This is a genomic window from Nostoc sp. (assembly GCF_036919615.1).
Lineage (GTDB): Bacteria > Cyanobacteriota > Cyanobacteriia > Cyanobacteriales > Nostocaceae > Nostoc.
In genome coordinates this window covers 130,107-152,787 of the sequence record NZ_JBALCN010000067.1, presented here as the reverse complement: position 1 = coordinate 152,787, position 22,681 = coordinate 130,107, and the positions used below count along the sequence as shown (strand labels likewise).

11 protein-coding genes are annotated in these 22,681 nt (G+C 40.8%); 4 read left to right on the top strand and 7 right to left on the bottom strand.

The annotated features are described in order from the left end of the window. Nucleotides 1-172 precede the first annotated feature (172 nt). The gene (locus V7K48_RS20030) at nt 173-2,080 is read right to left on the bottom strand and encodes a hypothetical protein (RefSeq protein WP_335074951.1); all 1,908 of its coding nucleotides are present in this window, start codon (nt 2,078-2,080) and stop codon (nt 173-175) included. A 316-nt stretch (nt 2,081-2,396) separates the two neighbouring features. On the opposite strand from V7K48_RS20030, the gene V7K48_RS20025 reads away from it, so the two are divergent. Next, a complete protein-coding gene (locus V7K48_RS20025) occupies nt 2,397-2,864 on the top strand; it encodes a DUF29 domain-containing protein (protein ID WP_335074950.1) in 468 nt (155 codons plus the stop codon). Between the two features lie 104 nt (nt 2,865-2,968). Here V7K48_RS20025 and V7K48_RS20020 read toward each other — a convergent pair whose 3' ends face one another. From V7K48_RS20020 to mfd, 4 genes are all read right to left on the bottom strand, one after another. Further along, on the bottom strand, nt 2,969-3,856 hold the full coding sequence (locus V7K48_RS20020; protein ID WP_335074949.1) for a hypothetical protein: 888 nt from the start codon (nt 3,854-3,856) through the stop codon (nt 2,969-2,971). Nucleotides 3,857-3,865: 9 nt separating this feature from the next. Further along, nucleotides 3,866-5,392, bottom strand: coding sequence for a DUF3696 domain-containing protein (locus V7K48_RS20015; RefSeq protein ID WP_335074948.1), 1,527 nt, complete (start codon nt 5,390-5,392; stop codon nt 3,866-3,868). A 269-nt stretch (nt 5,393-5,661) separates the two neighbouring features. Beyond that, a complete protein-coding gene (locus V7K48_RS20010) occupies nt 5,662-5,904 on the bottom strand; it encodes a hypothetical protein (protein ID WP_335074947.1) in 243 nt (80 codons plus the stop codon). 56 nt (nt 5,905-5,960) lie between these two features. After that, the gene (mfd, locus tag V7K48_RS20005; protein ID WP_335074946.1) at nt 5,961-9,476 is read right to left on the bottom strand and encodes a transcription-repair coupling factor; all 3,516 of its coding nucleotides are present in this window, start codon (nt 9,474-9,476) and stop codon (nt 5,961-5,963) included. A gap of 241 nt (nt 9,477-9,717) precedes the next feature. On the opposite strand from mfd, the gene V7K48_RS20000 reads away from it, so the two are divergent. After that, nucleotides 9,718-11,046, top strand: coding sequence for a hemolysin family protein (locus V7K48_RS20000; RefSeq protein ID WP_335074945.1), 1,329 nt, complete (start codon nt 9,718-9,720; stop codon nt 11,044-11,046). Nucleotides 11,047-11,302: 256 nt separating this feature from the next. On the opposite strand, the gene V7K48_RS19995 is transcribed toward V7K48_RS20000, so the two are convergent. Together V7K48_RS19995 and V7K48_RS19990 are read right to left on the bottom strand one after the other, a co-directional pair. After that, complete coding sequence (locus V7K48_RS19995; RefSeq protein ID WP_335074944.1) at nt 11,303-12,484, bottom strand: aldo/keto reductase; 1,182 nt, start codon at nt 12,482-12,484, stop codon at nt 11,303-11,305. An 858-nt stretch (nt 12,485-13,342) separates the two neighbouring features. Beyond that, entirely contained in the window at nt 13,343-19,324 is a 5,982-nt protein-coding gene (locus V7K48_RS19990) for an amino acid adenylation domain-containing protein (RefSeq protein ID WP_335074943.1), read from the bottom strand. Nucleotides 19,325-20,207: 883 nt separating this feature from the next. Here V7K48_RS19990 and V7K48_RS19985 point away from each other — a divergent pair. Continuing rightward, on the top strand, nt 20,208-20,363 hold the full coding sequence (locus V7K48_RS19985; RefSeq protein ID WP_335074942.1) for a hypothetical protein: 156 nt from the start codon (nt 20,208-20,210) through the stop codon (nt 20,361-20,363). 841 nt (nt 20,364-21,204) lie between these two features. Continuing rightward, the gene (locus V7K48_RS19980; RefSeq protein ID WP_335074941.1) at nt 21,205-22,647 is read left to right on the top strand and encodes a sugar transferase; all 1,443 of its coding nucleotides are present in this window, start codon (nt 21,205-21,207) and stop codon (nt 22,645-22,647) included. The last annotated feature ends 34 nt before the right edge of the window (nt 22,648-22,681 follow it).

Here is a 22,681-nt window from a genome sequence, read left to right as displayed (position 1 = left end):
CTCAGTCACAGCTGTTATACGAAAGTCATACTATAAATTATCCCTGCTTGCACTCTGTTGGGGTTGCTAGGGTGCGATCGCTTAGGGTGGGAGTAAAGCGCGATCGTTCTCCATAGCCGAAGTAGTAAAGTTTGAGTAGAAGCAAGTGTTGAGTTTATTCAGGAAACCCAAACTACGTCAAAGGCGATCGCACTACTGCCTCAGTTACGCAGAGAATTGGATATTTCTTAAGAATGGGTTCTATACTGATATCTATCAAATTTACAGTTAACCCAAGCATATAACCTGTTTCTGTAAAGCAATAAAGGGCTGTAAATGAGTCTGTATTGGCAGCTTGCCATAGTCCGATAGTACGACCAACACGTTTTAATTCTAAGTAAACCTTTTCATCATTTGTAATGAACTTGAGGCAATTTGGTTCGCTTCCTTTGATAGTTACTATTCCAGATTCTAGTTCGATTTGTTTGCCTTCTAGAGTGAGCTTGTTACTGCGAATCGCTTCCCACCCAAAATGACTTATCATCACGGCAACTTTACACCCTTGCTTATATAGCTCTTCTGCTTCTTTACGCTCGTTCTGAACACTTCGCTCAAGTTCAGCCCGAATATCGTATGGATATCCAGCGTCAGCAGCGTCGTAAGTTCCTATATGTTCTTTTAAGAGTTTAAGACCAGCAGCTGGAAGAGGATTCCACAAATGAAGAATTGCCATATTCACCTTAGCCACAGATATTCCAGCTTCGACTGCTTTAGCATACGCAAGATATGCAAGTGAATAAAGTTTTAGCTCATAAAACGCACGCCCTAGATTATTTGCAGCAGTTCCTTGAACATCAACCCAATCTGCATATTGAGCGAAATAAGTAAGCAAAGAAGACCATTTATTATCAAGAGCCAACTCTGTGAGGGCGTTGAGTATAATTGAAGAGTCAGCTTTATCGCTTAGACCAGTTAATAAAATAACTAGTTTCTCAAGAAAGTGAGGCTTTTGGTCAAAATTTTGCCACGTTTCTACAGCTTCAGTTCTAAGGTCTCTATCTTCACTGACCATTGCTTGTCGTAAGGTCTCAAGTGCTATATCTTGCTCACCGATTTTGAATTTATTCTTAGCTAAAGCAAGAGTTGCTTGGTTAGAAAAGAAAGTAGCATTATTAGCTGTAGCTAGACGTAGGCATTCTTCATAATAAAAGATTGAAGCAGCAACACGAGATTCAAATAAGCCAAGCCAAAACTGGCAATGGTAAGTATTACGTAATTCAGGAGCTAGCGACTCTAGCTCCTTTACAGAGTTACGTTCTTCCCGATCACTATTTAGCAACCTGGTAATTCTAATCTTTGCTTTATCTTCGTTGGTGGATGCAGTTTCTTCAAGCCGCTCAAAGAGCGTGTTAGCTTTCTCTACTTCTCCACGTTGCAAAAGCTTAATTGCTTGAGATAGAGATGAAGACTCTTCTATATTTTCTTCAATAATCTCTAATAGAGATGAAGACTCTTCTATGTTTTCTTCAATAATCTCTATTTTTTGATCAGCTTCAATTTGTTTAGAAAAAGCTTGATATCGTTGATTTAAACGTGTCTTAATATTACCACCGACCGCCTGAGCGACTGCAATTAAGAGATGCTTAACTTCTTCTCGATCAGATGCTCGCACTGTTTGATAGTCAGCCATAGTACTAGCTAGCTCACTTGGGCTTGTACCAACTAGTAAGGGTGCATACAACTGATTGCGTCCCCAAGCAGCTCCAGCTTCAAAGAAAAGCCACTCACGTTCCTTGGATTGCTGAGTAATAATAGCAATAAATGCTCGTGAAGACTGGGCAGCTGCTTGTATCTGGGGTTTGTAACCAATGTTAGATGGGCGTAGACCACCTGCCCCAGCAACGAAAACGTGAGGTCGGGGTTCTATTGCTCCCTCAATCAGTTCTTTAAGAGCAACTGCAAGACCTTGATCGGGGCTAGTACGATAGGAAATAAATACCTCAAAATCACTGGAAACCTTTTCAGTTCTAGAACTGCTATTGCTTGACTGACTTGTTTGAACTACTGAGGATTGTAGAGATGGATGAACATTGTCTGACATAATTTACTGATTCAGTAATTGTCCTGAGCGGGCAGCCTTGTAATAAATTTTTTAAGCAGCAAGACCAAGTATAGCTTTTTGTTTTTCAGACGCAATTATAGTTCACCTTAAAAAATAAAATGAAGGTAGGTGTAAAATTGCGCGATCGCTCTCCACAACAATAACTATTGTTTAACTACTGCTCAAAGAACAGCCACTTTAGCGATCGCTCTCAATAGTAGAATTAGTAGAGTTTGAGACAGTTATACAATAAAGGCAAAGACGTTGAGGTTGAACTAACCTAATGCGTGTACCTAAAACAAACCCAAAGATACCAATGCCTTCACTAAGCCTCTACGAAACTGATTTTTACGCTTGGACACAGGAACAAGTTACTTTACTTCGCAATCAGCAGTGGAATCAGATTGATCTGCAAAATCTGATTGAGGAGATTCAATCTTTGGGTAAACAGCAACGTCAAGAACTGCGAAACCGTCTGAGTGTGTTGATTGGACATTTACTAAAATGGCAGTACCAGTCAGGGCGTCGTAGCCGTAGCTGGTTAGCAACACTTCGTATTCAACGCTTAGATATTGCTGAACTGCTCGAAGACAATCCTAGCCTAAAGCCCTACCTTGAAGAAGCACTTCGCAAAGCCTACCTTAAAGGTGTCGAACTGGCTGTTGGAGAAACAGATTTGCCCAAGCGGACTTTTCCGGTAGAGTGTCCTTACAGTTTGGTAGAGATCGTGGACTATGATTTTTACCCCGGTGAACCAAGCAAGTTAGTAGATGAATCAGAGTAGTAATCTCAACCTGAAATGCTAAATAATTCTAACTCAGTATTTAAATTCCAATTAACACGAATCATCTGTGAGATGGTATTTGAAGAGATTTACTAGAGAAGACTTTACAGACCATTATCATGTTCACCTTCACCGTAATATCTCAGAAACCTGAACTTCTTGTTAACATATTTATAGTGAATTCTTGTTGAGGATGGCCGTTGAGTAACCCTGAAACGATGTTCTTTTGTTTGTGGTAAATATTCATCTTTTAGATATGAATCTTTAGCTGCTTCTTGCTGGTTTAATGTTAACCTCTTTGCAGCATATTCAATAATTTGCTCTCTATGAGTTTTAGTTTTAATAATATCTTTTAAGAAAGCATTTGAAAACTCATATTCATAAATCGCTTTGCTGTTTAGTTTTTTAAACATAATGTTTAATGCCGTTTGAAATTTTTCAATTTCATCTAAACTGTCAGGCCAATAGTCTGATGCTAAATTAATATGATTAAGCCATTCAGTTGGTTTGGCGATAACCAAAGGAGTTATTCCAAAAGAGTGACAGTCACATGAAAAAAAATAATCGTTTTTGATTCTACTAGCACCTAAACATAAATATATATTTTCACTTCTATCAATTACTATGTGCATCAACTCTAGAAAAGCAAGTAGGGTTAAATCTCCAATTTCGCTACAGTCTAGAGAAGGTTGAACTAAGCAAGAAGTTAGGTTTTTAGAGTTCTGTATAAACTCTTGAGTGGTATTAAAAGCTCTATATATAACTTGAACTATTGGTAGGTTCCAATCTCTATTTAGTCGCCAAGGTGGTAATTGTGGAGAATCCCAAAGGAGCTTTTCTAGCTCGTCTGTCCAATATATTTTTGTTATTTTATAATTATTAATATAATCTAAGTTTTCTAATAAATGCTGTAAAAAATTATCTCTTTTTTCTGCATCATACCAGTCAGATTCAGATAGAAACAAATTTCCAGGCTCAAAAACAGTTTTCACAACTTCTCCCTATTTTTCACTTTTCCTACTATTATTTCTAGACAATTGTCGCTTCCTTAGCCCTGCTTTTAAAATATTTTCCTGTTCTAATGCAGCTTGATCAAAGAAGTCTACAGGCCAATTAGTAACTCCAAAGTTTTCATCAATACAGATTTCTTCACAGACAGAACCAGAATCAGTTGCACTAATAAAATATATACCAATTAGCGCTTTTAATACGCCTGTTTCATCCTCTACGATTCTTCTGACTAATCTATTTATAATATGATCGCTGTGAGTCTCTACCATCACCTTCTTACCAGATTTAGCTAATGCAATAAAATAATCAGCCAACTGCATCTGAAGATTTGGATGTAAATGAATTTCTGGTTGTTCAAGCAGGAGAGTATTTCGATGTGGCATCCTCAAACCTTCCAGAATAATGGGAAATATTTGACTTACTCCAAAACCAACATCAGCAATGCTAACACGAGTTTTAGAAGCAGAGCTTGAATTAAGATTTAAATAGACAATTTCATTTATAAGCTCAGATTTTAGCCCTTTTATATTCATCAAATCAAGCCACTCTTGTACGGCAGCAGATAAAGTTAATTCTTTTTTAGGCTTGAATAAGTTAGCTTTTTGATCATAGAAATAGTGATTAAAAACAGTTTTATCTTGATCAATTAAATAAATATATGCTGCATTTTCACCTTTCACGCCGATTTCTGTAATTTCATCTTCATATATATATCTTCTAGATGGTTCTTCTCTTAGAGGGCCTATGTAGCTATACGAAGAAAGAATCGTTTGAAGCAAGTTGTTTATTCTATAAATTGAAAACGAAACATCTGAAAAGTTAGCAATCTTCTCAGAATCAGCTTCAATCGAGATTGGTCCGATTGAAAATAGACTAGTGAATTTTATCTTTGCAGACACAACTCCACCTTCATTATTTGATTCTTCTCGGGAAACTCTATTTTTTAAATTTTTCCAAATAATTGTGTATAAATCATTGTCGCTAAGTTTTACATCAATTGAAGCACCTGGTATCTTCTGTTTATCTGAACCTACTGCCTCAAGATTAAACTGGAATTCTTCAACAATTATCGTTTTAATATGATTTTTATTCTTGCTTCTAGGTTTAGGCGCTCTCAACACAACTTTCACACACACAAGAATATCGTGAGGCTGAGGGAGTAATCGTTTAGGAAAAAGATCCCCCAGTAAATATCTCAATGGCATGGCATTTGCCCTAGAGGCTGATCTCTGATCCTCTTTAGTAAGCTGAAAGTTAAGCTCAAAGCATAATTTGTTGTCTAAGTTTTTCTCAAAAATTATGTTTTCAAATGAGCCTAGATGTACAAATCTTCCATTTAGTAAAAGAATTTGATTTGGAGCCTGACTTTCAAGAGTTTGTTTTAACAGAAGTACACTTTGCAAAATTGAACTTTTTCCACAGCTATTAGTTCCACATAATATAGTGATTGGTTTAAAGTTTAAATTTTCTAATTCTTTGAATCCCTTGAAGTTTTTTAAAGAAATGTTTTCCAACATATATTTTTGCCTTCAAGTCACTCTGTTACTCAATCAAGTATACTTCTGGAAGATAAATATTTTTAGTTTAATTATAATAAACTATAGAATCTTATCCATACTGCTGTCCTTCCTCCAAAATTATACTGCGATCACATCCCTTCGTAGGGTGTGTTGTCCCAAAACCACAACACGAAGTTTTAAACCAGATGAAGAATCTTACTAAGACTTAAGCAAATAGAGTTAGTATCTAGCAAATACATCAACTTTACCTATTCTCGCTCACGGGTTTAGGCTTCATGACGCAACTTACGAGCGTATGTTTGACTATCTGTAATATCAGGTCGTGAGTTGATAACACCTTTGCTCTGCCAATAAGCAACAAGTTCGGCTCCTGTCTTGGGAGGATTTGCTAAAACCTGCCTCACAGAAAGAATCCGAAGAATGTATTCAGAAAAAGGAAGGTTTAGCTGAGAAGCTTCGATACAAAGCTCGTTTTCTAGCTCTGGTGGCAAATCAAGATTAATACTCATTCTGATTATCCTATGTAGGTTTGGTTCTAAATTGATAGAAACTTGAGCAAAACTGATCAAATAACAGCCGCCTCTGGAATCGCACCTTGCATTCTCCCGAAAGCATCAATCAAATTCTGCAATTGTTGATCTGCTTTAAAAACTCCTAACCCACGCACCGTCACTTTACCTGGAGAATACACAAACCGCGTCTTGAGATTCTCTGGTAAATTCGCCGCCAACAAATTCCAAGCGGGTTCCTCCATCGGCGTTTCTAAAACAACGTGCTGCTTGTTTTCTGGTTTAATCCGACTAAATCCAAGTTTTTTCGCTAACTGTTTGAGTTCCATGACTCGCAAAAGTTGATTCGCCGACACTGGTAAATTACCATAGCGATCGCTCCACTCGGCAGCAATCTGCTTTAATTCTGATTTAGATTTCGCTGTCGCCACCGCCCGGTATGCACTCATCTTTTGATCCAAATCGGTAATGTAATCTGCTGGGATAAATGCTGTGAGGTTGAGATCAATCTGGGTATCCTCCACTTTCGGAATTTCTTGTCCTCGGATTTCCCGAATTGCTTCTTCCAGCATTTCCATATATAAATCAAAACCGATGGCATCCATTTGACCAGATTGTTCTGCACCTAGCAAGTTACCCACGCCTCTGATTTCCATATCACGCATCGCCAGTTGATACCCAGAACCTAGCTGAGTAAATTCCTGAATTGCTCGTAATCGTTGCCGGGCCGCATCAGATAATGCCCGTTGCTTCGGATAAAATAACCAAGCATGAGCTTGTATCCCTGCACGTCCCACACGACCGCGTAATTGATACAGCTGTGCCAATCCAAAGCGATGAGCATCCTCAATCAAAATGGTATTTACTCGTGGAATATCTAAGCCAGATTCAATAATTGTCGTACAAACGAGGATGTCTGCATCGCCATTATTGAAAGTAAGCATGGTTGATTCTAACTCGCTTTCATCCATTTGACCGTGAGCGATCGCAAACCTAGCCCCCGGTATCACTTCTCGTAAATTGGCTGTTGTCTCTTCAATTCCGTCCACACGTGGAACTACATAAAACACCTGCCCACCTCTGTCTAATTCTTGACGAATAGCAGTACGGATACTTTCGGAATTAATCGGGGAAAGATGGGTTTTTATCGGGCGTCTGGTTGGGGGTGGCGTGGTAATCAAACTCATTTCCCGAATTCCCGACAAGGACATATACAAAGTCCGAGGAATGGGAGTGGCAGAGAGGGTAAGCACGTCCACCTGAGTTTTCAGGCTTTTAATTTTCTCTTTTTGATTCACCCCAAACCGCTGTTCTTCATCCACCACCAACAGTCCTAAATCGCGGAATGCCACACCTTTACCTAAAAGCTGGTGCGTACCAATTACTACATCTAATTCACCCGTTGCCAATCGTTTTTGAATATCGCGGCGTTCTTCAGCAGACCGAAAGCGGTTGAGTAAGCCGACATTTACCGGGTAGGGAGCAAAACGTTCTTTGAGTGTATGGTAATGCTGCTGTGTTAAAATAGTCGTTGGCGCAAGGAGTGCCACTTGTTTACCGGCGATGACTGCTTTGAAAATAGCACGAATCGCCACTTCCGTTTTCCCGAAACCGACATCGCCACAAACTAAGCGATCCATTGGGCGATCGCTTTCCATATCTCGTTTCACATCTTGTACAGCTTTGAGTTGATCCGTTGTGGCTTGATAAGGGAAAGAGTCTTCCAATTCCTCTTGCCAAGGCATATCACCTGGAAAGCTAAAACCTTGTTGTTGCGATCGCGCTGCATAAAGTTTCAACAAGTCCACCGCCAATTTTTTGATCGCTTTGCGGACTTTATTCTTGGTATTTTCCCAAGCTTTACCGGTCATCCGGTTGAGTTCCGGTGCTTTATCACCTGCGGCGCGGAACCGGGATAGAGCTCCTACTTGATCGGCTGCGACTCTGAGTAATCCGTCAGCATACTGCACCACTAAATAATCACGGGTTTCATTATTAATCGTCAAACTTTCCAGCTTGACAAATTTGCCAACACCATGATTTCTGTGAACTACATAATCGCCTGGACGCAGCTTATTGGGATCAACTTGTTTAGAAGTAGCTTTGTGGCGCTTGCGGATATAGCCAGGAGTCGCCAAAGAATGCTGTCCAAAAAATTCCCGATCTGTAACGATTACTAATCGGTATGTAGGTAGGATAAAACCTTCTAGTTCCGCAAGGCCAGAATATTTTAGGGCTATGGGAATATGGTTGATTTGGAGCTTATCTATCGCTTGGTAGTCGCGGGGATTCGGGATAAACTGAGCCGGACAGTCATGTTCTTGCAACAGCGAGACGGAACGCGAAGGTTGAGCAGAAAACAGCCAGATAGAAAAATTGCGATCGCGTTCTTGGCGGATGGTTTCAGCTAGTTTAGCAAACTGGTGTGGCGTAACTGGAACAGGTCGGCTGGCAAGATTGATCCCACTATTTTCCTCTGACAGTTCCGATAAATATAATGTTTTAAATTTGGCAACGTCAGCCAGACACTGATCAAAAGACCGATGAATTTTCGGCAATGTTAAGGGAGTAGATTCCCCATACCCCATTCTCCATTGTTCCTCAGCATTTTCTACCCAGCGATCGCTATGAGCATGACACTGTTCTGGCTCATCAATGGCAATCAGGGTATTTTCTGCTAAGTAGTTTAGCAGAGATGCTGGTTGCTCGAACGCTAACCCCAAAAAGCGACGACTCCCCTCCAAGAGTGATGAATTCTGAGTGCTAAGTTCTGATTCAGAATTTAACTCATAACTCCTAACTCCTAACTCAAAACTCTTCTTGAGTGCTGCCATCACCACGGGAGTAAAGCTAGTGGGGGTAAGAATTAACTGATCTACTTTGTCGAGGGCTGAACGTTGAGTTGCTGGGTCAAATTCCCGCATTTGCTCGATTTCATCGCCAAACCATTCCAACCGGACTGGAAACTCAGATGAAACTGGGAAGACATCAACAATATCGCCCCGCCGACTCCATTGTCCTTCCGTTTCCACCAGAGGTACCCGTTCGTATCCCAGAATAGTTATTTTCTCACTGAAAGCATTCAAGTCTAATTCCATCCCCCGCTTCAGGGTAAGACAGAATTGCTGAAAAACTGCTGGTGGTGGTAAGTGGGGTTGCAACGATCCTTGGGTAGCCACAATCGCCATCTTGGGTAATTGTGAGGGATTGGGAATCTGGTTTTCTTCCCCATGCCCCATGCTCAAATCTGCCAGTACCTGCATTTGCCCCCAACTCATTTCAGTTTCCGGGTCAAAAGGTTCGTAGGGAGAAGCCTCGGAGGTGGGGTAAAAATGTACTGTTTGCCATCCCATTGCCTCCAGTTGTGCATAAACGCGTCCAGCTTCTTCCAGAGTGGCGCAAACTACAAACAAATCCTTGTCCATAGCGCGCGCTAATGCCGAAGCCACTAGAGCCTTGGGCAGCCGGGGAATGCCATTTAACCGCAATTCTTGTTGTCGGTTTAGCTTAGAAATAAATTCAGTGGTGAGCGGCGATCGCGCTAAGGCACGCACAATAGAAGAAAATGACATAAGTACTACTAGCGTTGGGAGTCTTTGTGGGTCAGAAAATCTTGAGGCAGTTTATGTCAACCATTTTAAAAGTGTTAACAGCCTTCTTATTCCTCCGATGGAAGAATAATGCACAGCGACTAATAGACTTAAGAACTATAACTATTACTTTGTGTACAGTCAAAGCATTTATCGAAGCATCTTTAAATACTAGATACTAGGGATTGAGCTACGTTCGCTCTGATAAGCCGCAATTTTAAACATGTCCTCCATGACTTTTGAAATTTTAATAATTTTGGTGCTAATTATTGCCAACGGCGTGTTTTCTATGTCTGAGATGGCGATTGTCTCAGCCCGCAAAGTTAGGCTACAGCAGCTTGCCAATCAAGGAGATACCAAGGCAAAGGCAGCATTGAAACTAGCTGAGTCTCCAAATCATTTCCTGTCAACTGTTCAAGTAGGTATTTCCCTGATCGGTATCCTGACTGGTGCTTTTGGAGGAGCAACAATTGCCAACCGAGTCGCAATTTATATAAAACGTGTCCCTTTGTTAGCACCTTATAGTGATCCACTCTCTTTCGGAATAGTGGTTTTGCTGATTACCTATTTCTCACTCATTGTTGGCGAATTGGTACCGAAGCGTCTGGCATTGAACAATCCAGAAAGGATTGCATCGATTGTAGCTATTCCGATGCAAGCCTTGGCGGCGATCGCTTCTCCTGTAGTCTATCTCTTAAGCGCTTCTACAGATTTGATCCTGCGAGTGTTGGGAATTACAGCCTCTACCGAGCCACAAGTCACCGAAGAAGAAATTAAAATTTTAATTGAGCAAGGTACCGAGGCGGGAACCTTTGAGGAAGCCGAACAGGATATGGTGGAGCGAGTCTTTCGTTTAGGCGATCGCCCTGTCAGCTACTTAATGACACCCCGTCCAGATATTGTCTGGCTGGACTTAGAGGACTCTGCCGACGAAAATCGCCAAAAAATGGTTGATAGTGCCTATTCTCGGTATCCGGTTTGTCAGGGAGGACTTGACAATGTGCTGGGTGTTATCCCAGTTACCGATTTATTAGCCAGGAGTTTCCGAGGAGAACCGCTAGACTTGACAGTGGGATTGCGACAGCCAGTATTCGTGCCAGAAAGCACCCGTGGCTTGAAAGTTTTGGAATTGTTCAAGCAAACTATCACTCATATGGCGCTAGTAGTCGATGAATACGGCGTGATTCAAGGATTAGTCACTCTCAACGACATCATGAGCGAAATCGTGGGTGATGTTCCTTCAACAGATGGGCAGGATCAACCACAAGCTGTGCAACGCGAAGATGGTTCCTGGCTTTTGGATGGGATGTTGCCTGTAGAGGAGTTTTTGGAACTTTTCGGTATGGAAGAGTGGCAATCTGAGGAACGCGGCAGTTATCAAACCTTAGGCGGTTTTGTGATTACCAATTTAGCTCGTATTCCTGCCGCAGCAGATTATTTTGAATGGCAAAGTATGCGAATTGAAGTGATGGATATGGATGGTAACCGCGTTGATAAGGTGCTAGTCGTACCGAAAGGAAATAAATCATCGGATACGACAAAATCTGACTAGTACCGCAAGGCGGAAGTCAAAAGTCAAAAGTATTACGGAATAGGCTTTTTAGGGTTTTAAATGGTTGCTCTATTTACGCCGTGCTGTACTAGTGTTGGGCACTTGTGCTGAGTGACTTGTAATGAGCGTACCCCTCCAGGGAAGCAAGCTAGCAAGAGCGTCTGGTAGAGAAGTATTGGGATCGGGCATTAAGCATTGGGCATTAATAATTATTATTTACTACTTCCCATGCTCAATGCCCTATTTATGTAATTTGTCAAGTCTTAGATAGACGTTTGACGGCTTCACCCGCTAACAACTGATGGGTTTGTTCCAAAACTTGGGGGATTTTATCGGCGTGGGGATTGCGGACGAGACATTGCCGCAAGTCTAATTCATCTAGCCGATCAGCTTTGTTACCAGGGAACCAGTGGCTGGCATTGCCAAGCAGGTTGTAGCGCATTTTAGCGTAGTCTACCAGATCGTAGGCGATCGCTAGATTCCGCAGCCACAAAATCACCCGAATATTTATCTCACCCGGCGTTTGGTCAAAGGTTGGTAGATTGGTCTGCCAGGATTTTACCCAATCTTCTCCCAAAGTAGCGATCGCTTCTGACTCCAACCTCGCTAAAATTGGTGGCAAAATTTCTGATGCCCGATTTACTAATTCTAAAGTCTTCAGGTGTTCATCAAAATCTTGTGGTTTTTCTGCTCCCAGACTCAGGGTATGCACCTCTTGATGACTCAAACAAAACAAATCATTAAACACCATTGGACTCAAAGGGGCGCAAAGATTTACTAACTTTTCTGGAGGTTTATATAACAAACCCCCTTTATCAGATGGGCTAATAATAAACACTCCCATATCGTGGCGTTTAGCTGCTTCAATTGCTGCCCAATTCCATTGATTAATGTAATACCAGTGGAGGTTGACGTAATCAAATTGGTTAGTATTAATTGTCTGCACAATCATATCTGTTGAGCCGTGTGTGGAAAAGCCAATAAATCTAACTTTTCCCTCAGCTTGCAATTGCTGCGCTACTTCCAAACAGCCACCAGGACGGATGCTGTAGTCGAATGACTCAGCATGATTGATGCCGTGCAACCCTAAAAGGTCAACATAATCTAATTGGAGATTTTTCAATGATTGTTCAAATTTATTACGGAATTCTTTTGCATCTGCCTCTGGGTTGACTTTGGTCTGAACAATCAACTTTTCGCGGGAAAACTTAGGCAATATTCTCCCCAATTGCATTTCGGAAGAGCCATAACCACGGGCAGTTTCAATATGATTAATTCCAACTTCAACTGCCCTTCTAATAATTGCTTCCAGATTCGCCTGATTATCAACAGGAATTTCATTATTAGGAACATCCTGCCATTTGAACTGATATCTCATGCCACCGCAGGAAAACACTGGCATCTGTAATTCTGTGCGTCCAAATCGTCTATATAGCATCAGTGGATTGTAAATTGCTTACCAACTTAAAATCTAAAAACGACAGTCATTCGAGTTTTCAGTGCCACAATAATTACCTCTGTTCAATTTGTGACACTAGCAAGATTCATTGCATTATTAAATTGATCAGGTCTTTTGGTTATTCGACTGTGACCAGTATTCCAGTTTCCCAAAGTAATTATCTCATCCTAGTTACTACAAGCAAGTATTTTTCTATTATTCTCCCAATTGGTTTTTAGACTAAATACTGTATTTCATTAATTCGTAGCGAATTAAATTTGGTAATACCCTGCAATGCTAATGCGTTGTCCGCATTGTGAATGTGTCGGCTTACAATGATAATACATCAGCCGCATTGTGAATGCGTCGGCTTACAATGCCAATACGTCAGCCGCAGTAGTGAATGCGTCGGCTTACAATGTTAATGCATCAGCCGCATTGTGAATGTGTCGGCTTACAATGTTAATGCGTCAGCTTACAATGTCAATGCGTTGCCCTGCATTGAAAATGCTACGCTTTTATGCAAAACTGTACTAAGAAATAGCAAAACTACCCAGCAGTACTGAGTTGTGCAAAGGTAGAGGATTTTCAGATACCCTTCGGGTGACGCTCGTTTGCCCTTGGCGTCTCACGCCACTTTGGAGATAACTGGTTGGCGCAGCCTCTGGTAGAAAAAAGGCTGCACAATCGCCATTTGCCTTAAGTCAGAAAACCCTTTTGCAGCAGTGATCTCACAATATCATTAGCTAACCATAACTTTCAGGTGATCATTTTCTGCCGTTGTGGTCTCTTATTTTCCAAGGCTTCATAGATGCTGACCCGTTGCCTCGAAATCCTGAACTGAAGGAAAAGTTCAAATTAATTCTTTGGAGACTGCGCCTGAGTTAAGCAATTTCTCAATGTTTCAGCTAACACCTGGACGTGGGGTTCATTAAGTTGATCAAGGTGAGATCCAGGAATGTAATGGACATCTAATCCTCCAGCCACTAGGTCGCCCCAGCCGAATTGAGGATCGTATTCTGTGCCTATAGCTTCAAGTCGATTGCGATCCTCCGTTCGCAAGAGGATAATTCGACCAAGGTAAGGTGAAAAGATATATTCACTGAGGGCTTGAATGTTAGCATCTATAATCTTTAAATGCTTGTCAGTTTCAGGTAAATGAAGTACTCCTTCCAAGTAACGGTTATAGCTATTTTGGAGATGGTGCTTACGCCAATAGCTCCATCTCACAACCTTTTGCCAAAGGTAGGTAGGCCCGCGTTGAACTATATTATTTAAATGCAAAAAAACTCGCTTGAGAAATGACGCCCGCCAGCTATAACCTGGACGACAACTATCAAGCATAATTAGAATACCAACTTGTTCACCTTGCTTTTGGAGTTGCCGAGCCATCTCGAAAGCAACTACACCACCAAAAGAATAACCTCCCAGAAAATAAGGACCATTGGACTGAAGGGTCTGAATTTCTTGAATGTAGTGTGCTGCCATGTCTTCAACCCGCGTATGGAAAGGGTGTTTTCCATCTAGCCCTTGTGGCTGTAGTCCGTAGAATGGTTGGTCTGATCCCAGATGCATTGCCAATTCACGAAAACACAAGACTTCTCCACCCAGTCCGTGAATACAGAAAAAAGGTGGCTTGGAACCGTTGGGTTGAATTTCTACCAAGGATGACCAGCTAGATTTTGATTTATCTAAGGTATTTACTAAAGCCAAGTTTCTTGTTAAATCTTCTTCTTGGCAGATTATTTTGGCTAGAGCCTCTACAGTCCCTGACTGGAAGAGAATCGCAAGAGGGAGATTTTTACTAAATGTCTTCTCAATTTGCCAAAACAGTTTTACTGCTAAGATGGAGTGTCCTCCTAGCTCAAAGAAGTTATCCCTGACGCCAATGGGCTGGACACCTAAAATTTGTTCCCAAATCTGTATTAGCTGGTGTTCCACCTGATTGCGGGGAGCAACAAAGGTGGCTTCTGGCTCTTGCCTCGATAAGTCTGGTGCAGGTAGGGCACGCCGGTCTACCTTGCCGTTGGGAGTTAAGGGCATAGTGTCCAGCAAGACAAAAGCCGAAGGTAGCATGTACTGTGGCAATTTTGTTGAGAGGAAGCGCCGGATATCACTAATCGCGGTTGCAGAGTCCTGATTCGGTATAATGTAACCCACCAAACGTTGATCACCGGGAACATCTTCACGGGCAATTACTACAGTTTGGAATACATCTGGATGTTGGGCTAACACCGTTTCAATTTCCCCTGGCTCAATGCGTATCCCACGGATCTTGACTTGATGATCTCGGCGACCGAGAATTTCTAGAGAGCCATCTGGACGATAGCATCCGCGATCGCCTGTATAATAAAGCCAATCCTGTTGATCATTCCGAAAAGGGTTCTTAACAAACCGAAAACAGTTTTCTTGTTGGGCATTGATATAGCCCAAACTGCGGAATGGAGTTCGGATCACAATCTCGCCCGGTTCACCGATACCGCACGGTTGGTTATTTGGTGTGAAAACCAGTGCTTGGGTTTGAGGAAGCGGCAATCCTACTGGCTGTACCCCTGGTGTACACTCAATAGGTACTTGGTAATAACACTTCGCCAAAGTTGTCTCTGTCGGGCCGTAGAGATTAATAATTTCACCTGATTCTGGAAAAGCCTCCCGCCAGCGAAGTACAAGTGTTTCCTTCAGAGGTTCTCCAGCCAAGAACAACCAGCGTAAATTACGTAAAGAGACTCCTGACGGCACATTCGCTAACCATAATTGCGCCAGCGAAGGAACTGTGTGGAGTACAGAAATTTGTTCATTCTCCAAGTAACGCAGAATCCTAGTTGGTTCTAGGTTATCTCCTTCTTCTGGCAAACACAGGGTTGCACCACTAGTCAAAGGTAAAAAGATATCTCTGAGGACGACATCAAAGGAAAAACCCGTTAATTGGGCAACGCGGTCTTGCTGATTAATTTTAAAGGTCTGCCGCTGCCAGTTAAGAAAATGCGCCATCCCTTTGTGACATCCCAACACTCCTTTAGGTACACCAGTAGTGCCAGAAGTAAAGAAAATATAAGCTGCATCGTCAGCAGCGATTTCAGGTAGGTTTACTGCTTCAATGCTGTTTTTGAGTGAATTTATCGCTTCTCCTGTGTCTGGGTTTACACAGATGCTAGTTAAAGACTGCCATATCTTTTCGTTTTCTGGGCACTGACCATCAATATATAATATATATTTGGCTTTAGCTTCTTGTAGCATCAGCCGCTGGCGATTGCTAGGAAGTTGCGGATCGAGGGTGAGTAGCACACCGCCACTCAAGAGTACGCCAACCATACTGGCAATCAGACCAAAGCTTCGTGTCCCAAACACGGCTACGACATCTCCTCGCTCCACTCCGTGAGACAACATAACCTGTGCTAAGATTTGAGCGCTTTTGCCCAATTCCCCATAATTCCAAGTGCGAAATCCTTGACGGAGTGATGAATGTTCTGGAGTGCTATTTACCCAAGAGGTAAACATTGTTGTCGTCAATTCATACCGTGGTTCTGGCAAAACCGCCCTTGGTTCTGGTAGTAAAGACTGGGCTTCTGGTGTTACCAGGGAATATAAACTAATCTGGCTCTCCGGAGCAGCAACAATTTGATTCAGCAAATGATGGAATTGATGAAGCATTTCCATCATCCGCTCTGAAGTAAACAAATCGGTGTTATAGACTAAATCAAGTTTGATTCCTTGGTTTTGTTCTATAACGTACAGGGTTAAGTCAAACTTGGAAGCTGTTTCTAGCATCGAAACTGGTTCTATAGCCACCCCAGGTAGTTCCAGTTGGATGTCCCTTAAGTTGAGCATATTAAACCATACTTGAAACAGTGGGTTGCGACTGGTATCTCGCTCTGGTTGAAGTTCTTCTACCAGTTTCTCGAAGGGCATATCTTGATGTGCATAAGCATCTAATGCCATCTGGCGAACTCGACTTAGCACTGACCGAAAACTGGGGTTGCCGACAAAATCAGTCCGTAAAACAACAGTGTTAATAAAAAATCCGATCAACCCTTCAATTTCAGAACGGTTACGGCCGGCAATGGGAGAACCGATGAGAATATCTTCTTGCCCAGTGTAGCGGTGCAGTATTGTCCCAAAGGCCGCCAGCAATGTCATGAATAGGGTGATCCCCTCCTGATGCGAGAGTTCTGTGAGTGATGCACTCAAAGTCTGCGGTAGGATCAGAGATTGGGCTGCACCTTGGTAAGTTTGGACTGGTGGCCGGGGTCGATCGGTAGGCAATTCCAGTACAGTCTTAGCACCTGCTAACTGGGTTTTCCAATAGTTAATTTGGCTGGAAAGTACCTCACCTGATAGCCATTGATGCTGCCACACAGCAAAATCTGCATACTGAATGGGCAATTTTGCCAGGGGGGAAGGCTTATTGCTCAAAAAGGCTTCATAAACGTCTGTTAACTGCTGCCAGAGAATGCCTATTGACCAGCCATCTGAGGCGATGTGATGCATGACCAACAAGAGTATATGCTCCTGTTCATCTACCTGGAGCAAAGTAGCTCGCAGCATCAAGTCAGATTCTAGGTTGAAGGGATGTTGCACCTCTTGATTTAGGAGACATTCCACTTGCTCCGGTGTTACCTTAATGATTTTCAGTTCCACTGGCCGAGGCGGGCCAATTACTTGTATGGGGCTACCATCAAGTGATGTAATAAAGTTTGTTCGCAGTGCCTCATGATGGACAATGATCGCATCTAATGACTGTTGTAATACACCTGCATTTAATTTGCCCGTTAAGCGCTGTGCATTCGAGAGGATATATGCTCGGCTGTTGGGTTGCAACTGCTGCAAAAACCATACTCGCTGCTGGGCAAAGGATAAAGGGGCTGATTCTCTATTGGCTACTTGGGGAATAGTCTGATTTTGGGGATCATCTTCTTGAGTCTGGTTTTGGGCGATTGCTTGAGCTAAAGTAGCGATCGTTGGATTCTCAAATAAGAGTTGCAACGGTATTTCTATCCGAAAAGCTTGGCGCACCCGAGACATCACTTGAGTGGCCAACAGTGAATGACCTCCTAATTCAAAAAAATTGTCGTGGATACTTACTTGTTTCAGGCGCAAAACTTTCGCCCAGATGGTAGCTAAGACTTCTTCTGTTAAATTCTGAGGTGGAACAAAGTTAGTTGACAGCCTAAAATTAAATGTATCCGGTGCAGGCAAGGCGTGGCGGTCTATTTTACCGTTGGCATTTAATGGCAAGGTGTCCAAAAATACAAAGAAACCAGGCACCATGTAGTCAGGCAGATGACCTTGCAAAAAGCGACGCAATTCAGCCTGGCTAGGGATTTGCTCTGGACTGGCAACAACATATGCCACGAGTTGCTTGTCATCTGTAACATCCTCTCTAGCTATGACTAGAGTCTGTGTCAGTGCCGGATGTTGACCTAATATGGCTTCAATTTCTCCCAATTCAATTCGGAAGCCACGAATCTTTACTTGGTGGTCAATACGACCAAGGAACTCGATATTACCATCACTCAAGTAACGTGCCAAGTCCCCAGTTTTGTAAAGATGTGCCCTTCTTTCAGAAATAAAAGGGTCGAAAATGAACTTATCTATAGTCAATTCTGGACGATTAAGATAGCCTCGTGCTAGACCAATACCGCCAATGTGCAGTTCACCTGATTCACCAACAGGCACAGGCTGCAAATTTTCATCGAGGATGTGAATCTCTGCATTAGTAATCGGGCGACCAATGGGAGCAATGGCGTAATTAGTGCCGCGCTGGCAAGCCCAAAAAGTGGTATCAATAGAAGCTTCTGTCGGACCATAGCAATTATATAGAACATTGTCCAAATTCAGTTGAGCAAAGAAGCGTTCTATGAGTTCGCCAGGTAAAGCTTCACCACCGCAGATAATGTGCCTGAGGAATCGGCAATTTTCAATTCCCTGCTCTTCGAGTAAGACACGGAGTATGGAAGGGACTAAAGCTAGGACGGTGATTTGCTGCTCAGTAATCACCTTCACAAGGTAGGCAGTATCTTGATGTCCACCAGGGCGAGCTATGAACAATTGCCCTCCAAAACACAATGGCCAGAATATCTGCCACACTGAGGGGTCAAAGCTAAAAGAAATAGTCAGTAAAACTTTGTCTGCCTGAGTTAATTTAAAGGTTGTTTGCTTCCAGTAGAGTTGATTGCAGATTCCACGGTGAGGGATCATTACACCCTTGGGCTGTCCTGTAGAACCAGATGTGTAGATTACGTAGATAAGATTATCAGCCGTCGTCTGACTTACAGGATTTTCTTGAGTATTTCCGATATTCCCTTGCCATTTTGAGTCCAAACAAATTACTTGTGCTTGATGCGGTGATAGATTCTTGACAAATTTTTCTTGGGTTAACAATACTGGTGTCTGGGTGTCTTCCAAAATGAAGGCTAAACGCTCTAAGGGATATGCCGGGTCTAAAGGCACATAAGCACCTCCAGCTTTGAGAATTGCCAGCAGTCCTACAATCATCTCCAAGGAGCGCTCTAGGCAAATGCCCACAAGTACTTCAGGTCCAACGCCTAAAGCACGTAAGTAGTGCGCTAGCTGATTCGCCCGCTGGTTTAACTGCCGATAAGTAAGTTCTGTATTTTCAAAGACTACAGCAATGGCTTGGGGCGATCGCTCTACTTGCATCTCAAACATTTGATGGATGCACAGATCCTGATGAGAAACTACTTGGCTATTATTCCATTCCTGTAGAACTTGAGTGCCGATGATGTGAGTTAAGGTATTTAACGGAATATTTTGCTTATATTCTGAAGTCTGGCTATTTTTCTGCATTTTATATATATTAACTCCATCAGCAAATGCCATTCTTTTAATTTATTATTTATCGTATTTTTTTATATCAAATTCCATGTAAGGTTGCAAATTCATGCCTTCAGGTATAGAAGCCAGAGGCTATAAAAACAAAACCTAGCTAGCTTGTAAGAGCAGGGCGCATACGCCTAGCTTGCTTTTCCAAAGGGTTACTGCTTATGGTTTACAGTACACAGGCAATTATATACATCTTTAAAAATAATTGTATTTAAAGCTCTAGCTAATTTACTTATACTTAACATAACACCACCACTTTTTTACCCAGCATCTTAATTTTAACTAAAACTTTAAAATCCAATTTAAACCAAAAAATTGTCTGATCAATTGTTGAGATGCAGCCAGTGACAAATATTTAATTTGCGGCTTTATCTTTTGTTGACAAATAAAAGCTTTTTTGTTTTATTTAAATCTGAGATAGCTCAAATATAACCCTGAACAGACTTTATCGTTTTTTCTGAACATTTGTTGAAAGAAAAAATAATTATTACCAAATCTTCATTGTGTTTCCTCATATGTAAAAATAGTGTAAAGTTGTAATGATAATTTGCTTAAATAATTAAGTAGCCGTCATGAACTGTATACACCAGAACAGATTAAAGAGGGACTGGGGACTGGGGACTGGGGCTGAGGACTAGTATTTTTTTACTCAGCACTTTCAGGTCAGGTCTACAAGTTCAAGCAAATGCAGTTTCTTCGGAGAGCGTTACGCTGACTCAGTAAAACTCTCATCAGGTGGGTTTCATCTCACTAAAGATAAAATGAAAATCTTGCACCAGGCTTAGCATTTGTGTCAATATGACGTTAGATACAGATTCTTAAGAACATTTTGAGTATTTTAACTGATTGAAAAAAAGCGTTTAACTTTAATCTCTCACCGATGTTCAAGCTCTTTGGCTACAAGCAAAGACTTGCAACAAGTCCAATGTTGATTTATTTTATGGTGATACCACCGAATCTAAGTACATCTCGCCGTAAAAAGGGGTCGGAAATCAAAATTGCGATCGCACTATACACTGTTTATCCCAAAAGTTAATTCCCTACCTAATTTCTGGAGACGTGTACTTAGCCCTAAATTCAAGATTAGAATAGTCCAAAATGTAATGTAGACGTAAAAAAATTCGAGCAAAAAAAATAGACTCTCTTAGGAGGCAAAAATGTCTATAACGCAGATATAGTAAGACTTACAAATATCAGACATTGTTGACATTACTTTCAGTTATCAGAATTATTTTCATTAATCTGTGAACAATTCTCTAAAAATGTCTATGAAACTGACCCAAGTTGAACCACAATATTCGACATGTAAAGTTTTGTAACAATAGTCAAATTTTTAATGCATTTTGCTGTAAGTTAAGTTTGTAAGTTTTGTTAATCAGTAATTATGCGTAAAGAAACAGAGAATTTCTAAGCAAAGCTGAATTAGTCTAGCTAAATATGCTACAGTAATTTCGGAAGGAATATCACTGTTTCATAGAAATGGAACTCTGCAATGGAACTGTAGTAACTCACTCAGTTCAACCATTACGCACCTTAAAGATCCTAATATTTTTACCTGACTTACTTAATTATTAATGTCAGGAATTTTATTCAACTATAAGTTAACTCACCAACAAATCCTTTTTTTGGCATTAAAGCTCAAAATCTCCAGACCGAACTGAATTTTATCCTACAACAAAAGCTAAATATCTGGGTAGTAACCATACTTAAACCGACCCTGGAAGATGCTTTTGATCAAGAACTTAAAGTTACTCGAAAGAAAATGGTTAATAGTAGACTACAAAGACCAAGTTTCTTTGAAATAAAAATGTGAGATATCCCACTTATATTATATAAGTTCCCCATTAGATTTTAATTACACCAAGTGTTCCTAACTTATGAGTAATCAAAGCATTACAACAAATAAATTCAGTGAAGTGCCTTTAGATTTACGTGCATCTGCATTTGTCAGGGTACGCAAGGGTTCGTGGTGGTTGAGATTAACAACATTGTTTTTGGTAGACTATACTCTTTTATCCTTAGCTTGGCTTTTAGCTGGATATCAATCTTCTTATGACTATTTTACTTGGTATATACCAAGCCATTATTTACCGATTTTAATAACTATTGGGATTCAAGTAGGAGCACTAGCTGTCCAAGGTATTTATCGAGAAGGTCAAAAACGCTATGACTATTTGAATATTATCAAATCACTAACTTTTGCTCATGGATTAATACTCCTTGTTTGTTCTTTGTATAAACCAGTTGTTGATATTACACGTCCAAGATTAATATTATTATCTTGGTTAATGAGTATATTTTTTATTTGTACTGGTAGATATGCTGTAAATACTACTCTTGAATATTTGCGTAAGCAGAAAAAAATAGTTCGTTCTTCTGTATTCATTATTTGTGACCCTCAAGATCATGAACAGATTGCTAGCTTTATAAAAAAAGAAAAACATTACATCATATCTGGAACAGCGAGTGCTAATTCATTAGACAGATATAAACGTCAACAAACATTGAATCAACTTAATGAATTAGGTGTAACAGAAGTTTTTATATCTTGGGATGCTCTAAAAAATAGAATGTTTTTATGCTGGTTATTTCAAGTATCTGGCATCCAAGTACATATTTTACCGATGGAATTAAAACCAATTTATAGAAACGTAGAATTTAATAAGATAGGGGGGATGCCTTGTCTGAGCTTGGATTGTCCAATAATTACAGGTAAAGATTTTTGGATAAAGCGTAGTTGTGATTTTTGTTTCGCGACTTTATTTGTAATGTTTTCATTCCCTATTTATATAGCTATAGCTATAGCTATTAAACTGGACTCTCCCGGCACAGTATTTTACAGGCAAACCCGTATAGGATTACATGGGCAACAATTTAAAGTATGGAAATTCCGAACGATGAGGTCTGATGCTGAAAAATTACAGAAAGAATTAGAAGCATTAAATGAAACTAAAGATGGAATTATCTTTAAAATTAAAGACGATCCTCGCATTACTCGTGTTGGAAAATTCCTTCGTCGTTACAGCTTAGACGAATTACCTCAACTTTTTAATGTTATCTTTGGAGAAATGAGTATAGTAGGACCTCGCCCTTTACCTACTAGAGATGTTGATAAGTTTTCTGAACATCATTTTATCCGACATGAAGTTTTACCTGGTATTACAGGTCTTTGGCAAGTCTCAGGGCGCTCAGATATTTTAGATTTTGAACAAGTGATTAATCTTGATCTTAACTATATTGAAAATTGGTCACTTGGCTTAGACTTTGAAATTCTCCTCAAAACAGTTATGGTAGTTTTGAAAAAAGAAGGTGCTTACTAAGACTAAATTATAGCGAACAGCAATCATTATACGG

Coding starts and splice junctions, on each gene's coding strand:
- V7K48_RS20030 (WP_335074951.1), bottom strand. CDS start 2,080: ATGTCAGACAATGTTCATCCATCTCTACAATCCTCAGTAGTTCAAACA.
- V7K48_RS20025 (WP_335074950.1), top strand. CDS start 2,397: ATGCCTTCACTAAGCCTCTACGAAACTGATTTTTACGCTTGGACACAG.
- V7K48_RS20015 (WP_335074948.1), bottom strand. CDS start 5,392: ATGTTGGAAAACATTTCTTTAAAAAACTTCAAGGGATTCAAAGAATTA.
- V7K48_RS20010 (WP_335074947.1), bottom strand. CDS start 5,904: ATGAGTATTAATCTTGATTTGCCACCAGAGCTAGAAAACGAGCTTTGT.
- mfd (WP_335074946.1), bottom strand. CDS start 9,476: ATGTCATTTTCTTCTATTGTGCGTGCCTTAGCGCGATCGCCGCTCACC.
- V7K48_RS20000 (WP_335074945.1), top strand. CDS start 9,718: ATGTCCTCCATGACTTTTGAAATTTTAATAATTTTGGTGCTAATTATT.
- V7K48_RS19995 (WP_335074944.1), bottom strand. CDS start 12,484: ATGCTATATAGACGATTTGGACGCACAGAATTACAGATGCCAGTGTTT.
- V7K48_RS19990 (WP_335074943.1), bottom strand. CDS start 19,324: ATGGCATTTGCTGATGGAGTTAATATATATAAAATGCAGAAAAATAGC.
- V7K48_RS19985 (WP_335074942.1), top strand. CDS start 20,208: ATGTTCAAGCTCTTTGGCTACAAGCAAAGACTTGCAACAAGTCCAATG.
- V7K48_RS19980 (WP_335074941.1), top strand. CDS start 21,205: ATGAGTAATCAAAGCATTACAACAAATAAATTCAGTGAAGTGCCTTTA.